Origin of the sequence: Microbacterium gawkjiense, assembly GCF_031932225.1 — a bacterium.
Taxonomy (GTDB): Bacteria; Actinomycetota; Actinomycetes; order Actinomycetales; family Microbacteriaceae; genus Microbacterium; species Microbacterium gawkjiense.
This window is the reverse complement of sequence record NZ_JAUZVV010000001.1, coordinates 303,564-319,001: the sequence shown is the minus strand read 5'-3', so window position 1 is coordinate 319,001 and position 15,438 is coordinate 303,564. Positions and strand designations below refer to the sequence as shown.

Here is a 15,438-nt window from a genome sequence, read left to right as displayed (position 1 = left end):
CGCGGTCAGCTTTCGTCGGGGCGGCGGAACGCTCGCAGCTGGAGGATGTTGATGACGATCAGGGCGAGCAGCACGATGACCGACAGTGCGCCGGCGATGCCGAGGCTGTTCTGGCCCTGGAACGCGACGCTGTAGATCAGCTGCACGATCGTGACGGTGCTGTTGTCGGGCCCGCCCTTGGTGAGGATGTAGAACTGCTCGAACGCGAGCAGCGAACCGGTCACGCACATCACGATCGTGAGCGCGAAGGTGGGTCGCAGGAGCGGGACCGTGACGTCCCGGAACGTCTGCCACCGGGAGGCGCCGTCGATGCGGGCGGCTTCGTAGACCTCGTCGGGGATTCCTTGCAGGCCCACCAGCATGAGCAGCATGTAGAACCCGGCGTAGCGCCAGACGATGAGGAAGACCGTGGACCACAGGGCGCCCTCGGGGGTGCCGAGGAAGGTGATGCCCCAGGCATCCATCAGGTCCGCGAAGGGGCCGGCGATCGGCGAGTACAGCACGTAGAAGAGAAGGGATGCCGAGGCGAGGCCGAGCGCGCTCGGGACGAGGAACGCGGTGCGGAGGAAGCCCTTCCACCGCGTGCTCTCCTGGACCAGGAGGGCGAGGCCCAGTCCGAGCCCGATGAGGAGGACCGTCGTGACGGCCGTGTAGACGAGCGTGAAGCGGATCGAGTCCCAGAACAACCGGTGGTCGACGGCGTCGATGTAGTTCTCCGGGAGGTTGAGCCCTCGATTGCCGCCGAGCAGCGGCCAGTCCGATGCCGACATCTGCAGGACAAGGAGCAGGGGGATCACAAACAGGAAGACGACGAATAGCGCCGTCGGGGCGGCGAAGCCCCAGCCCTGAGCGGGGCCGCCCAGCGGGCGGGAGCGCCGGCGGCGCCGGGCGGGGGGTGCGGTGACGACCATGTCGACCTTTCGTGCGGGAGGGATGCGGGGGGTGCGCCTGCCGACGCACCCCCCGCGCGGATCACTGCTGGAGGACGGCGGTGATCTCGTCGTTGTCGGCGTCGACCGAGCTGCCGTCACCGAGGACCGCGTTGCGGACGAGGCTCAGCCACGGGCTGCCGGGTGCGTTGAATGCCTGCTGGAAGTTCAGCGCGACGGGGGTGTCGCCCTTGCCGGCGACTTCGTTGATGGTCACCAGTCGCGGGTCGGCGTCGGAGAACTCGTTGGAGGAGAAGTCGGCGCGGGAGACGACGTCCTTGTTCTTGGCGAGGACGCCGACCTGAGCGTCTTCGGACATCAGCCAGTTGAGGAAGTTCCACGCCTGCGGCGACTTCTGGGAGTCCTTGGAGATGCCGATGCCGTCACCCCCGACGAAGGTGGAGGCTCCGCCGTCGGGCCCCGCGATGCCGGCGACGCCGGCGTCGAACGGCGTCGACGAGAGGAGCGTGGCGGGGTAGTACATGAGGCCGACCTTGCCCTCGGTGAACCCGGCCGTCCAGGTGGGCCCGGCCTCGTCCTGCGAGCTCGGCAGCACTGCGCCCGAGTCCCACAGGTCCTTCCACATCGCGTAGACCTCCTTAGCGCTGTCGCCGGCGAGGAGCGACTCGGTGCCGTCGTCGCTCAGCACCTCGTCGCCGCCCGCCCAGATCGCCGGGAACCAGGTGAACACGAGGCATCCGCCGCAGTTCAGACCCGTGGCGGTCCCGTAGACGTCGGGCTTGTCGAGGGCCTGGATCGCCTTGGCCGCGGCCGCGAACTCCTCGAGGTTCGCGGGTGCCTTCTCGGGGTCCAGTCCGGCTTCGGTGAAGAGCTCTTTGTTCCAGAAGAGCATCGACAGATCGAGCACGAACGGGAGGACGTGCTCCTTGCCGTCGGCGGTGCCGGCGCTGAGGTGGCCCTGATTAATCTGATCCTTGAAGTCGAGCCCGTCGATCTGCGCGCTGATGTCCTGGAAGAGTCCCTGCTCGACCCAGTTCGGGACGTAGACGATGTCGGCGGCGAAAAGATCCGGGAGCCCGTTCGAACCGGCAGCAGCCCCGACCTTCGCGACGTAGTCGTCGTTCGGGACGACGGTCAGTTCGACCTCGTTCTCGTGGGAGTCGTTGTACGCCTCGACGAGGAGCTTCGCCTGCTTCTCGAGCGGGGCGCGGGTCCACAGGGTGAGGGTCGTGCCGTCGTCGACGCCCTCGGCGGGGATGTCCTGCGGCGTCGTCGTCCCCGACGTCCCGCCGCCGGCGCACGCGGCGAGCGCGCCGACCAGTGCGCCGGCCGTGAGCAGTGCTGTGAGTGTCCGCCGTCGGGAGCGGCGGGGGTAGGTGTTCATCAGGATGTCCTCTTACTCTCCGTCGAGTGAGTGCCACGGCAGGCGCCGACAGCACCGGGTGGTGCTTCTTGAGTTCGAAAATATCGAAACCCATTTCGGGACGATATCCCTCGGATGGGAGTAGGGTCAAGAACGTGAATCGAAAAGATTTCGAAATGGGATCGTATGGCCGGTAGCGACACCGGAGTCCGGACGACGACGCTCAGCGACGTCGCCCGTCTCGCCGGGGTGTCCCTCGCAACCGCCTCGAAGGCGATGAACGGTCGCACCGACGTCGCCCCGGCCACCCGGCGTCGCGTGCTCGAAGCCGCCGAGGATCTGTCGTTCACGCCCAACGCGATGGCGCGGGGGTTGCTCGCGGGCCGGACCGGCACCGTCGGCCTCCTCACGAGCGACCTCGACGGTCGCTTCATGCTCCCGATCCTGATGGGAGCCGAGGACGCGTTCGGGGCAGGGCAGGTGAACGTCTTCCTGTGCGACGCACGCGGTGACGCGATCCGAGAGCAGCATCACCTCCGTGCCCTGCTGAGCCGGCGGGTCGACGGCATCATTGTCGTGGGGCGGCAGACCGATCCCCGTCCCTCGCTCGGGCAGGACATCCCCGTCCCCGTCGTGTACGCCTATGCGCCCTCCGACGACGAGCGCGACTTCTCGCTCACCCCGGACAACCGTGCCGGCGGCCGTCTCGCCGTCGAGCACCTGCTCGCCTGCGGCCGCACGCGCATCGCCCACATCTCCGGCGATCCGACCTACGCCGCCGCGCGCGAGCGACTCGAAGGTGCTCGCGCGGCGCTCGCCGACGCCGGCCTCGAGTTCGTCGGCGAGCCGCTGTCGGGCGACTGGTCCGAACACTGGGGACGCGACGCGGCAGCCACCCTCCTCGGTCGCCATCCCGAGATCGACGCTGTCTTCGCGGCTTCCGATCAGATCGCGCGCGGGGTGCTGGACACCGCACGCGATCTCGGGCGCTCGGTGCCGGGGGATCTCGCCGTCATCGGCTACGACAACTGGGAGTTGCTTGCGACGAACTCCCGTCCCGAACTGACGAGCATCGACGCGAACCTCCAGCAGCTCGGCCGTCGCGCCGCGCAGCGGGTGTTCGAAGCTATCGACGGATCGGAGATGGGGGAGGGCGTGCGGCACCTCCCGGTCCGCCTCGTCATCCGCGGGTCGACCGTGACCCGTCGCTGAGCGTCAGCGCGTCGGGCGCGTCAGGATCTCGTTGCCGGATTCGAGGATCGCGACCGTGTGCTCGGTGTGGGCGGTGCGGCATCCGGTCGCGCTGCGCAGCGTCCAGCCGTCCTCGTCGACCTTCAGTTCGTCGGTGTCAACCATGACCCACGGCTCGATCGCGAGCATGAGTCCGGGGCGCAGGCGGTACCCGCGGCCGGCGCGGCCGATGTTCGAGACGTGCGGGTCCTGGTGCATCGTTGTGCCGATGCCGTGCCCGCCGAACTCGGTGTTCACGGGATAGCCGGCCCCGGTCAGCACGTCGCCGATCGCGGCGGAGATGTCACCGATGCGCGCGCCCGGCTGGGCGGCTTCGATGCCGGCGGCGAGGGCCTCCTCGGTCGCACGGATGAGGGCGTCGTTCTCGGCGTGCGGCGCGCCGCCCACGGTGAAGCTGATCGCGGCATCGGCCGCGACCCCGCTCGTCTTGATCGCGAGGTCGAGGGTGAGCAGGTCGCCGGCGGCGACGCGCTGGTCGCGCGGGCGACCGTGCAGCACGGCGTCGTTCACGGCGGTGCAGATGTAGTGGCCGAACGGACCGCGACCGAAAGACGGGGCGTAGTCGACGTAGCAGGACTCGGCGCCGGCGCCGAGGATCATGTCCTTCGCCCACACGTCGATCTCGAGCAGGTTCGTGCCCGGCTTCACGCGCTCCTTGATGCCGTGCAGGATGTCGCCGACGAGGGCGCCCGTCGTGCGGGCGCGGTCGATCTGGTCGGGGGTGAGGATCTCGATCACGAGGCAGTCCGTTCCGGTCGTCAGGCGCGACCTCCCATCCTACGCCCGCCCGGATGGTTCCCAGCCCGGCTCCACTACGGTGGATAGGTGAGTGACCCCCAGACCCCGACCGAGTCCGCAGACACCCCCGCCCTCCCCGGCTTCGACGAGCTGGGCCTCACCGGTCCCGTCCTCGCCGCCATCAAAGACCTCGGCTACGAGACGCCCTCCGCGATCCAGGCCGCGACCATCCCCGTCCTCCTCGGTGGCCGCGACGTCGTCGGTATGGCCCAGACCGGCACCGGCAAGACCGCCGCGTTCGCACTGCCGATCATGGAGAACCTCGACCTGACGCAGAAGACGCCGCAGGCCCTCGTCCTGGCCCCGACCCGTGAGCTCGCGCTCCAGGTGTGCGAAGCGTTCGAGTCCTACGCCGCGCGCATGAAGGGCGTCCACGTCCTCCCCGTCTACGGCGGTCAGGGCTACGGCGTGCAGCTGTCGGCTCTCCGCCGCGGCGTGCACATCGTCGTCGGCACGCCCGGTCGCATCATGGACCACCTCGAGAAGGGCACCCTCGACCTCTCGCAGCTGAAGAACCTCGTGCTCGACGAGGCCGACGAGATGCTGAAGATGGGCTTCGCCGAGGACGTCGAGCAGATCCTCGCGCAGACCCCCGCCGAGAAGCAGGTCGCCCTGTTCTCGGCGACGATGCCGGCATCCATCCGTCGACTCGCGCAGCAGTACCTGCGCGACCCGGAGGAGATCACGGTCAAGACCAAGACCTCCACCAACACGAACATCACGCAGCGGTACCTGATCGTGTCGTACCAGCAGAAGGTCGACGCACTCACCCGCATCCTCGAGGTCGAGGACTTCGACGGGATGATCATCTTCGTCCGCACGAAGAACGAGACCGAGACCCTCGCCGAGAAGCTCCGCGCCCGCGGGTTCAGCGCGGCGCCGATCAACGGCGACATCCCGCAGCCGCAGCGCGAGCGCAGCATCCAGCAGCTGAAGGACGGCAAGCTCGACATCCTCGTCGCGACCGACGTCGCCGCGCGGGGCCTCGACGTGGAGCGCATCAGCCACGTCGTGAACTTCGACATCCCGACCGACACCGAGTCGTACGTGCACCGCATCGGCCGCACCGGTCGCGCCGGCCGCACCGGAGACGCGATCAGCTTCGTCACGCCGCGCGAGCGTTACCTGCTCGCCCACATCGAGCGCGCGACGCGTCAGGCGCCCACGCAGATGCAGCTGCCGACGACCGAGGACATCAACTCGACCCGTCTCGCGCGCTTCGACGACGCCATCACGGCGGCGCTCGCCGAGACCGACCGCATCAACGGGTTCCGCGACGTCATCGCGCACTACGTCCGCAACCACGACGTGCCCGAACAGGATGTCGCCGCAGCGCTCGCCGTCGTGGCGCAGGGTGAGACCCCCCTGCTGCTCGACCCCGAGCGCGACGAGCTCGCGAAGGCCGTCGCCGCGGACGCCGAGCGCGGCACCCGCAAGGACCGTCCGGCGCGTGCCGACGGCCCCCGGGAGCGTCGCGGCAAGGGCGACTTCACGACGTACCGCATCGCGGTCGGGCGCCGGCAGCGCGTCGAGCCGCGTCAGATCGTCGGCGCCCTCGCCAACGAGGGCGGCCTGGGCCGCGACGACTTCGGGGCCATCACCATCCGCCCCGACTTCTCGCTCGTCGAACTGCCGACGTCGATGGATGCCTCCGTGCTCGAACGCCTCAAGGGCACCCGGATCTCCGGGCAGCTCATCGAGATCCGTCCCGACCGCGGCCGCCCCGGCGGCGAGCGCCCCCACCGGTCCTTCGACGACCGGCCGAAGCGCTCGTACGGCGACCGGCCCGAGCGCAAGCCGCGTCACGGCCGCGACTGACGGCATCCGCTCTCGTTTGCCCGTCCGGGGCGGCGTTCACGGATGCAATGGATCCGGTGCGACACGCCGCCCGTCGGGACGCGCACGCGGCGTGTCGGCTCGGATCCATTGCATCGGTTGACGCGCCCAGCGCCACCGCCGGGCCGAGCGGATGCCGCTACTCGGCCGGCTCGCCCGTGATCGCCGCGCGGATCCGGTCGATCGGGATTTTCGGGGTGCGGTCGGCGGTGACGAGCCCGTTCGTCTCCTGCAGGGTGTCGGTCAGCTGCGTGTAGCAGAAGCCCGCGAGGGCCTCGCTCGCGTGCACTGCTGCCAGGAGGCCCGACAGGCGCTCGGCGAAGTCGTCGGGTGAGGTCGCCGTCGAGTAGCCCCAGGCATCCTCCGCCGCCTCGGTGTCGAACGAGACGCCCCCGAACTCGGTGAGCATGATCGGGGCGTCCGACACGTCGCCGCTGAGGATGAGCGCGCGGCCCGCGGGGCCGACGGTGTCGAAGAGGCGGCGGATGTCGGCATCCGTCCCGTACCGCTGCCGCATGACCTCGGGTCGCCACTCGTAGTCGTGGATCGCGACGATGTCGGTGTCGACCTGCTCCCACCCGTCGTTCGAGACGACGGGCCGTGTCGGGTCGAGCGCCTTGGTCAGCGAGACGAGGGCCCGCGCGAAGTGCTGCATCCGCGGATCGGTGGCGATGTGCTGCACGCCCCAGCTCTCGTTGAGCGGCACCCACGTCACGATCGACGGGTGCGACACGTCGCGCCGGACCACCTCGAGCCACTCGCGGGTCGTGCGTTCGATCGCCGTCGGCGTGAAGGTGTAGGTGCCGGGAGCCTCGCCCCACACGAGCAGGCCGAGCTGATCGGCGGCGAGCAAGAAACGCGGATCCTCGAACTTCTGGTGCACGCGCGCCGCGGTGAACCCGAGCGAGCGGATGAGCTCGACCTCCTCGCGCAGGGCCCGCGCCGACGGCGCCGCGAGGTGGGTGTCGGGCCAGTATCCCTGCTCGAGCACCGACCGCACGTAGTACGGGCGATCGTTGAGCCAGAAGCGTCCGCGGGCGACATGGGCGGTGCGGATGCCGAGGTACGAGGCCACGACATCGTCACCGACCCGGATGGTCGCGTCCACGAGGCGCGGGTTCTCGGGCGACCACAACAGGTCTTCGTACGCCTGACCGTTCGTGAGGGCCGCGACGGGGACGACGATCGTCGTCTCGCGCGCCGTCGCCATCGCGCTCGCCACTCCGAGCCGCCGCCCCTCGAACGAGAGCTCCACTGAGACCTCGGTCTCGGCGGCGGGGCCCGACAGTGCGACGTCGAGGGTGACCGTGCCGGCGCGCGGGTCCGTCCACCAGCGGAGTGCCCCCACGTGCACCTCGGGCACGCTCTCGAGCCACACCGGCTGCCAGATGCCCGAGGTCCGGTGGTACCAGATGACGTGCGGGTGGTCGAGCCAGTCCTGCTTGCCGCGGGGCTGTGCGATGTCGGTCGGGTCGTCCTCGACCCGCACCACGATCGTGCGACCGGCGGCCACGGCATCCGTGACGTCGAACGCGAACGGGGTGTGGCCGCCCTCGTGCCGGCCCACCGACCGGCCGCCCACCCAGACCTCGCACCGGTAGTCGACGGCGCCGAAGTGCAGGATCAGCCGCCGGCCGTCCGCGTGGCCCGCGGCATCCAGGTCGGCGTCCGTGATCTCCCGCGAATACCACATCACGCGGTGCGGACCCGTGTCGCCGACACCCGAGGCGGCCGACTCGGGCGGGAACGGGACGACGATGCGACCCGAACGGATGCCGGTGCCCTCCCAGCCGAGGTGGGCACCGGCATCCTCGTCGTCGAACGCGAACCCCCACGTCCCCGTCAGGTCGGCCCACTGCGGGCGGACGAGCTGCGGTCGGGGGTAGGAGCCGTCCTGCGTGCTCGCGCGGAAGGCGACGTCATCGTCGGTCATGCGCTCCAGCATGCCCGACGACGGGTCACTCCACGAGGAAGCGCGCGTACGCGCCGAGCGTGAGGAACGTCGGGAAATCGGCGCCGAGGGCGACCTCGCGGAACACCTCCGCCGCGTCGTCGAACCGGTCCCGGTCGTGGCGGGGGACCTCGTCCAGCACCTGCGCGATGAGGCCCTCGACGTACTCGCGGGTGATGCGGGTGCCGTCCTCGGTCGTGCGGTCCTGGTGGATCCACTGCCAGATCTGCGACCGGCTGATCTCGGCGGTCGCGGCATCCTCCATCAGTCCGTCGATCGCGACGGCGCCGAGGCCCCGCAACCACGCCTCGATGTAGCGGATGCCGACCGACACGTTGCCGTGGACGCCCGCCGCCGTGATCGGCAGCCCGATGTGGCAGTCGATGAGCTGCGCGGGGGTCACGGCGACGTCCTCGCGGAGCCGGTCGACCTGGTTCGGCCGCTCGCCGAGCACGGCGTCGAACTCGGCCTGGGCCACCGCGATCAGGTCGGGGTGCGCGACCCACGTGCCGTCGAACCCGTCGCCCGCCTCGCGCCGCTTGTCGGCGGCGACTTTCTCGAACGCGGTGCGCGTCGCGCCCTCGTCGCGGCGGTTCGGGATGAAGGCGCTCATGCCGCCGATCGCGAACGCGCCCCGCTTGTGGCAGGTCTGCACGAGCAGCTCGGTGTAGGCGCGCATGAAGGGGACCGTCATCGTCACCTGGCTGCGGTCGGGCAGGACGAAGCGCGCGCCGCGCCCCCGGTAGTTCTTGATCATCGAGAAGATGTAGTCCCACCGCCCGGCGTTCAGGCCCGCGGCGTGGTCGCGCAGTTCAAACAGGATCTCCTCCATCTCGAACGCCGCCGGGAGCGTCTCGATCAGCACCGTCGCCCTGATCGTCCCGTGCGGGATTCCGAGGAACCGCTCGCTGAAGGTGAAGACGTCGTCCCACAGCTTCGCCTCTTCGGCCGACTCGATCTTCGGCAGGTAGAAGTAGGGGCCGCGACCGTCGGCGATCAGGCGCTCGGCGTTGTGGAAGAAGTAGAGACCGAAGTCGACGAGCGAACCGGATGCCGCGAGGGTCCGTCCGTGCCGGTCGGTGACGTCGAGGTGCTTCTCCATCAGATGCCAGCCGCGCGGGCGCATGACGATCGTCGGCGTCCGCTCGGCGGTGACCTCGTAGACCTTGCCCTCGGGGCTCGTGTACCGCAGCTCGCCGCGGATCGCGTCGCGCAGCGACAGCTGCCCCTCGATGACGTTGCGCCAGGTCGGGCTCGTGGCGTCCTCCTGGTCGGCGAGCCAGACGCGCGCACCGGAGTTCAGCGCGTTGATCGTCATCTTGGGGTCGGTGGGGCCGGTGATCTCGACGCGGCGGTCCTCGAGGCCGGGGCCGGCGCCAGCCACCCGCCAGTCCGGGTCCTCGCGGATGTGCGCCGTGTCGGAGCGGAACGTGGGGTCCTGACCGTTGCCGATCTCGAAGCGCCGCCGCATCCGGTCGGCGAGGCGGTCGTGACGTCGCCCGCCGAAGCGCTCGTGCAGCTGCGCGACGAAGTCGAGGGCTGCGGGGGTGAGGATCTCGTCGTAGCGCTCGCGGAGCGGTCCGCGGATCGTGAGCGTCGTGGTCGTGGTCGTGGTCGTGGTCGTCGGGGGAGGGGTGTCGATGAGGGTCATGTCGTACTCCTGAGGAAGGGGATGCCGGGGCATCCGGTCATGTCAGTGGAACTGCGCCGTCTCGGTCGATCCGACCAGGGCGAGGGTGGCGCTGTCGGGGTTGAGCGCCGTGGACACGAGGTCGAAGTAGCCGGTTCCGGCTTCCCGCTGGTGCTTGGTGGCGGTGTAGCCGTCCTTCTCGGCGGCGAACTCCGCCTCCTGCAGGGCCACGTAGGCGGTCATGCCGCTCTCGGCGTAGCCCTTCGCGAGGTCGAACATCGAGTGGTTGAGGGCATGGAAGCCCGCGAGGGTGATGAACTGGAACGCGTAGCCCAGCTCGCCGAGGTCGCGCTGGAAGGTCGCGATCTGCGCGTCGTCGAGGTGGCGCTTCCAGTTGAAGCTCGGCGAGCAGTTGTAGGCGAGCAGCTTGCCCGGGAAGCGCGCGTGGATCGCCTCGGCGAAGGCGCGGGCCAGCTCGATGTCGGGCTCGCCGGTCTCGACCCACAGCAGGTCCGCGTACGGCGCGAAGGCGAGGCCGCGGCTGATGACGGCCTCGAGCCCCGGCCGCACCCGGTAGAACCCCTCGCTCGTGCGCTCGCCGGTCGTGAACTCCTGGTCGCGCGGGTCGACGTCGCTCGTGAGCAGGTCGGCGGCGAGGGCGTCGGTGCGGGCGATGATGACGGTCGGCACGCCCGCGACGTCGGCGGCGAGGCGTGCGGCATTGAGCGTGCGGATGTGCTGCTGCGTCGGCACGAGCACCTTGCCGCCGAGGTGGCCGCACTTCTTCTCACTCGCCAGTTGGTCCTCCCAGTGGATGCCGGCGGCCCCCGCCTGGATCATCGACAGCGCCAGCTCGTAGGCGTTGAGGGGTCCGCCGAAACCGGCTTCGGCGTCGGCGACGATCGGAGCGAGCCAGTCGCGCGTCGCGCCGCCCTCGGCGTGCTCGATCTGGTCCTGGCGCGCGAGCGCGTTGTTGATGCGGCGCACCACCGACGGCACCGAGTTGGCCGGGTAGAGGCTCTGGTCGGGGTAGGTCTGGCCGGCCAGGTTGCCGTCGGCGGCGACCTGCCAGCCCGAAAGGTAGATCGCCTTGAGCCCGGCACGCACCTGCTGCACGGCCTGGCCACCGGTGTAGGCGCCGAGGGCGTTCACGTAGTCCTCGGTGTGCAGCAGGTTCCAGAGGTTCTCGGCGCCGCGCCGGGCGAGGGTCGCCTCTTCTCGGACCGAGCCGCGCAGGCGGACGACGTCCTCAGCGGAATACGTGCGTTCGATGCCGTCCCAGCGCGGGTCGGCATCCCACTCGGCCTGCAGTTCGGCCGCGGTCTGGGTCTGGTCGCCGGCGCGCATCGGCCGGGCCGAGGGGGTGGTGGGGAAGGTCATGGCGTCCTCCTGAAGGGTCGGGAGCGGGTCGTGGACACCACTGTGCGAGAAGAAGCGGGCCCCCGGTCGAGGTTTCCAAGGTGAAGATTGCGCGTTCTTCTGCTCTCGTGACACACTCCCGGACATGACGATCGATGAAGATCGGGCGGATGCGGCATCCGGCCCTCTCTCGACGGCGCCCGACGCGCTCAGCATCGGCCGCCGGATCCGCCAGGTGCGCACCGCTCGCGGCATGACCCTCGACGAGCTCGCCGCCGCCGTCTCGCGGGCACCGAGCCAGCTCTCGATGATCGAGACGGGCAAGCGCGAGCCGAAACTCTCGCTGCTGCAGACGATCGCCCGCGCGCTCGGCACGACGATCGACGCGCTCCTCGCCGCCGAACCGCTCGACGAACGCGCGATCCTCGAGATCTCCCTCGAGCGCGTTATGAAGGGGCCGACGTTCCAGGCCCTCGGCATCCCGCCGTTCCGCATCGGCAAATCGGTGCCCGACGGCGTGCTCGAGACGCTGCTCGCCCTGCACGGCGAGATCGAGCGACTGAATGACGAGCGCTCGGCGACCCCCGAAGAGGCGCGGCGCGCGAACGTCGAACTGCGGCACCTCATGCGCCGGCAGGACAACTACTTCGGCGAGCTCGAAGCGCAGGCCGAGCGCATCCTCGCCGCCGTCGACCACCCCGGCGGGCCGCTCACCCAGCGCACTGCGTCCGAGATCGCCGCGCACCTCGGCTACTCGCTGCACTACGTGTCGGACCTGCCGGCATCCACCCGATCAGTCGCCGACAACCGCACCGGCCGGCTCTACCTCTCGAGCAGCATCCCGGGGCGCGGGGATTCGCGCACGCCCGTGCTGCAGGCGCTCGCCGGTCGGATCCTCGGGCACGCCGAGCCGCGGTCGTACGCCGAGTTCCTGCGGCAGCGGGTCGAGACGAACTACCTCGTCGGCGCACTCATGGTGCCCGAGTCGCACGCCGCGGCGTTCCTGCAGGACGCCAAATCGCGCCGCGCGATCTCGATCGAGGACCTCCGCGACGCGTACTCCGTCTCGTACGAGACCGCCGCGCACCGCTTCACCAACCTCGCGACGCGGCACCTCGGCATCCCGGTGCACTTCCTGAAGGTGCATGAGTCAGGGACGATCACGAAGGCGTACGAGAACGACGACGTGAACTTCCCCGCCGACCGGTTCGGGTCGATCGAGGGGCAGCTGTGCTGCCGGCGGTGGACGAGCCGGGTGGTCTTCGACATCCCCGACAAATTCAACCCGTACTACCAGTACACCGACACCGGGAACGGCACCTACTGGTGCACCGCGAGGGTGGAACCCTCGAGCGACGGCGCCCACTCGGTGAGCGTCGGGGTGCGCTTCGACGACACGAAGTGGTTCATCGGCCGCGAGACCCCGAACCGCGGGGTCTCGCGCCACGGCGTGGAGGTCTGCTGTCGACGTCCGCCCGCCGAACTCGAACGCACGTGGCGCGACCAGGCCTGGCCGAACGTCCGGACGCCCCGCACGCTGCTCGCGACCCTCCCCACCGGCGCCTTCCCGGGCGTCGACACGACCGACCTGTACGAGTTCCTCGAGGCGCACGCGCCGGAGTGAGGCCGCCGCCGGGCCGAACGGCGGAGATCCTCGCGACGCGCCGTGGTGCGGCATCCGTTCCGCGGCGTGTCCGACCGGATCTCCGCCGTACGGCTCGGGTCAGCCGTGATCGAAGTGGATGCCGGCGGTCACCAGCCCGTCGACGGCGGCGCGCACCGTGGGCCAGTCGTGCACGATCATCGCATAGTCGAACCGCAGCGTGACGTAGCCCCAGGCGGCGGCGTTCGCGTCGCGCAGCAGATCGCGGTGCCGAGCGCTCCCCGAGGCGTGGTGCTCCGCCCCGTCGGCCTCGAGGATCAGGCGATCGCCGAGCAGGAAATCCACCCGGCCGACCCCCGTGACGTCGACCTGGGCGCGCAGGGAGACCCCGCCGTCCCGCAGTCGCCAGCGCAGAAGCGACTCGAGACCGCTCTCCGAGTCCTCGCCGGCCACATCCAGCGCCGCGCGGGCATCGTCCCCGCAGGTGCGCCGCAGCCACGCGCGGCCCTCGGGCGTCAGCATCCCGAGATGCAGCGCCGACTCGACCGCCACGAAGAACTCCTCGACACCGCTGCAGAGCCAGATCTGCCGGAGGATGCGGGGAACGGATGCCGCGGCGAGCCTCCCGCGCGACGGCGCCGCATCCCAGTGGTCGACGCACCGGCATCCGTCATGGGGAAGTCGGTGGCCGTCGGCGCGCAGCCAGACATGCGTTTCCGTCGTGGGGGCGAGGGTCCACAAGCCCAGGTGGCGCGCCGCGCTGACGCAGCCGAGGACACCGCCGTGCCGGGCGGCCTCCCGCATGGGCTCGCACGTTCCGCGGACGGCATACGTGCCGCGGCGCATCCGGACGATCGTGCCGACCCGCGCCGCCATGCTGATCTCGGAACGCGTCAGGCCGGAGCGTCGGAGTTCCGCCGTGGTCACCAGCCCCGCACCGTCGTCGCACACGACGGCACCCTCTCGAACACTGCGCCGCTCACGCCCGGTCCCGCTGAGACCCGTGGATCACGCGGCCGCGGCGGGGGCGGTGGAGGACTCCTCAGCTGGGCCGTCCGGCGGAGATCCGGAACGACACTCCGTCTGGCACGTCCCTCCGCTCGGCGTGTCGCGGAGATCTCCGCCGTTCGGCCCGCCGCGCCCGCCGCGCCCGCCGCACGCCGGCGTCACCCCTCGAGCTGCAGCGCCGCCCACAGCTCGGCGCGCGCGGCGAACGACGAGAGGTCGACGCCGAGTACGCGTTCCGCGGCGGCGAGGCGCGTGCGCACGGTGTGGCGGTGCACGCCGAGCGCGGATGCGGCGCCGTCGTTCGACCCGTCGGCGGCCACCCACGCGCGCAGGGTCTGTTCGAGCCGGCCGCCCTGCTCGCGGTCGTGCCGGCGCAGCGGGTCGAGGAAGGCGGCGGCCACCGTCGGCGCGGTCCCCGCCGACAGCGCCGACAGGATGCCGCCGGCCTGCACCTCCGCGAATCCCACCACGCCCGCGCCCCCGGTCCGTCCGCGCGCCGCGCGGGCTTGGTCCAGCGCCTTCGCGAAGCCGGCGTAGGGCGTCGGATCCGACACCCCCAGCCGCGCGTCGAAGCGTTCGGCGAACTCGTCGAGGACCGGTGACGCGGATGCCGGGACCACGATCACGACGTCGTCGTCGACGCTCCCGAAGAACAGCCCGCCGTGGCGCTCCTCGGCGCGCAGCTCCAGCAGGTCGAGCAGTGCGTCCGCGCGGCGACCGGCGGCATCCGTCACCGCCACGACGACCGGCGCGGGCGGCAGGGGGCCCCAGACGTCCCTTGAGATCTGCCGGGCGAGGGCCGGATCCCCGGTGAGGAGCGAGCGCACCATCCCCGAGCGCAGCGCCTTGCGCGCCCGCGACAGGCGCTGGTGCTGCTCGAGGGCGAGCCCCGCCATCGCGATCACCGCGGTGACGACGTCGCGCCCGGCGCGGTCGAGCTCGCCGGCGGCGATCGCGAGGACGCCGCGCAGCTCGCCGCCGCGCCCGAGGGTCTGCAGCGTGAAGGCGGCGGCGTCCGAGTGCAGCGACGAGCCGGCGCGCGCACCGCGCCGCAGCACCGCGCCGACCTCGGCGCGCAGGGTGTCCGCCGCCGTGAGCGAGAGCGCGCCGGCGGGGTGCTCTCGGACGAGCTCGCCGGCGGCGTCGTACATCCCGACCCACGTGTCGAGCTGCTTGGCGAGCTCGGCGATCGTCGCGTCGAGCCCGTCGGGGCGGAGCGCGGCGAGGGCGAGGGCGCGCTGCGCCGACAGCGCCCACGTGCGCCGCGCGTAGGCCTGCGCGGCGACGGCTTCGGCGTTGGCGCGGGCGACGGCGATGAAGGGTGTGCTGTACGGCACCTCGAACAGGGGGAGCCCCGCCGCCCGGCACGCCGCCGCGAGGTCGGGCGGGATGCCGTCGCGCACCACCTCGGTGCCGAACCCGAGCGCCGCCACACCGCGGTCCACGAGCCGCCGGACGTACGCGTCGAAGGGGTAGTCGCCGTCGGCCGGGAACTGGGTGCCCGTCGTCAGGAGGACGAGGTCATCGGCGAGGAACGGGGTCGGATCGTCGAGATCGGAGCTGTGCACCCACCGGGTCGGTCGATCGAGCGCCCCCGGCCGGAGGGCGGACTCGTCGTCAGCGAGGCGCAGCGTCAGCTCGCGGCGCGCGAGCAGCGCCCGCAGGGTCGGCTCGGCCTCGCGCGTGACCATCTCGCCTCCTCCGGTGTGTACACGATGTACACCTCTGCGCTGAGGATAGACGCAACGG

Annotated in this window: 11 protein-coding genes; 3 read left to right on the top strand and 8 right to left on the bottom strand. The window is 71.0% G+C overall.

The features are described 5' to 3' along the window. Positions 1-5: 5 nt before the first annotated feature. Together Q9S71_RS01565 and Q9S71_RS01560 are read right to left on the bottom strand one after the other, a co-directional pair. Positions 6-911: a carbohydrate ABC transporter permease gene (locus tag Q9S71_RS01565; protein ID WP_311860142.1), complete on the bottom strand. Its 906-nt coding sequence runs from the start codon at positions 909-911 to the stop codon at positions 6-8. 61 nt (positions 912-972) lie between these two features. Then, positions 973-2,274, bottom strand: a complete 1,302-nt coding sequence (locus Q9S71_RS01560; protein WP_311860141.1) for an ABC transporter substrate-binding protein — start codon at positions 2,272-2,274, stop codon at positions 973-975. A 165-nt stretch (positions 2,275-2,439) separates the two neighbouring features. Here Q9S71_RS01560 and Q9S71_RS01555 point away from each other — a divergent pair, with 165 nt between their 5' ends. Continuing rightward, positions 2,440-3,465: a LacI family DNA-binding transcriptional regulator gene (locus tag Q9S71_RS01555; protein WP_311860140.1), complete on the top strand. Its 1,026-nt coding sequence runs from the start codon at positions 2,440-2,442 to the stop codon at positions 3,463-3,465. Between the two features lie 3 nt (positions 3,466-3,468). Here the strand turns inward: Q9S71_RS01555 and map are convergent, their stop codons facing one another. Beyond that, a complete protein-coding gene (gene map / locus Q9S71_RS01550; protein WP_311860139.1) occupies positions 3,469-4,242 on the bottom strand; it encodes a type I methionyl aminopeptidase in 774 nt (257 codons plus the stop codon). A gap of 87 nt (positions 4,243-4,329) precedes the next feature. On the opposite strand from map, the gene Q9S71_RS01545 reads away from it, so the two are divergent. Then, on the top strand, positions 4,330-6,120 hold the full coding sequence (locus Q9S71_RS01545) for a DEAD/DEAH box helicase (RefSeq protein ID WP_311860138.1): 1,791 nt from the start codon (positions 4,330-4,332) through the stop codon (positions 6,118-6,120). 157 nt (positions 6,121-6,277) lie between these two features. Here Q9S71_RS01545 and Q9S71_RS01540 read toward each other — a convergent pair whose 3' ends face one another. The 3 genes from Q9S71_RS01540 to aceA are packed head-to-tail and all read right to left on the bottom strand — an operon-like array spanning position 6,278 to position 11,099. Next, a complete protein-coding gene (locus Q9S71_RS01540) occupies positions 6,278-8,071 on the bottom strand; it encodes a glycoside hydrolase family 2 protein (RefSeq protein ID WP_311860137.1) in 1,794 nt (597 codons plus the stop codon). Between the two features lie 25 nt (positions 8,072-8,096). Next, positions 8,097-9,740, bottom strand: a complete 1,644-nt coding sequence (aceB, locus tag Q9S71_RS01535) for a malate synthase A (RefSeq protein ID WP_311860136.1) — start codon at positions 9,738-9,740, stop codon at positions 8,097-8,099. A 42-nt stretch (positions 9,741-9,782) separates the two neighbouring features. Continuing rightward, positions 9,783-11,099 carry an isocitrate lyase gene (gene aceA, locus Q9S71_RS01530; RefSeq protein WP_311860135.1) on the bottom strand — a complete coding sequence of 439 codons (1,317 nt, stop codon included), beginning with the start codon at positions 11,097-11,099 and terminating at the stop codon, positions 9,783-9,785. Positions 11,100-11,223: 124 nt separating this feature from the next. Here aceA and Q9S71_RS01525 point away from each other — a divergent pair, with 124 nt between their 5' ends. Beyond that, positions 11,224-12,702 (top strand): helix-turn-helix domain-containing protein, encoded by a 1,479-nt coding sequence (locus Q9S71_RS01525; protein WP_311860134.1) that lies wholly within the window; start codon positions 11,224-11,226, stop codon positions 12,700-12,702. Between the two features lie 99 nt (positions 12,703-12,801). Here the strand turns inward: Q9S71_RS01525 and Q9S71_RS01520 are convergent, their stop codons facing one another. Together Q9S71_RS01520 and Q9S71_RS01515 are read right to left on the bottom strand one after the other, a co-directional pair. Further along, positions 12,802-13,632 carry a type IV toxin-antitoxin system AbiEi family antitoxin domain-containing protein gene (locus Q9S71_RS01520; RefSeq protein WP_311860133.1) on the bottom strand — a complete coding sequence of 277 codons (831 nt, stop codon included), beginning with the start codon at positions 13,630-13,632 and terminating at the stop codon, positions 12,802-12,804. 215 nt (positions 13,633-13,847) lie between these two features. Beyond that, the gene (locus Q9S71_RS01515; protein WP_311860132.1) at positions 13,848-15,380 is read right to left on the bottom strand and encodes a PucR family transcriptional regulator; all 1,533 of its coding nucleotides are present in this window, start codon (positions 15,378-15,380) and stop codon (positions 13,848-13,850) included. Positions 15,381-15,438 lie beyond the last annotated feature (58 nt).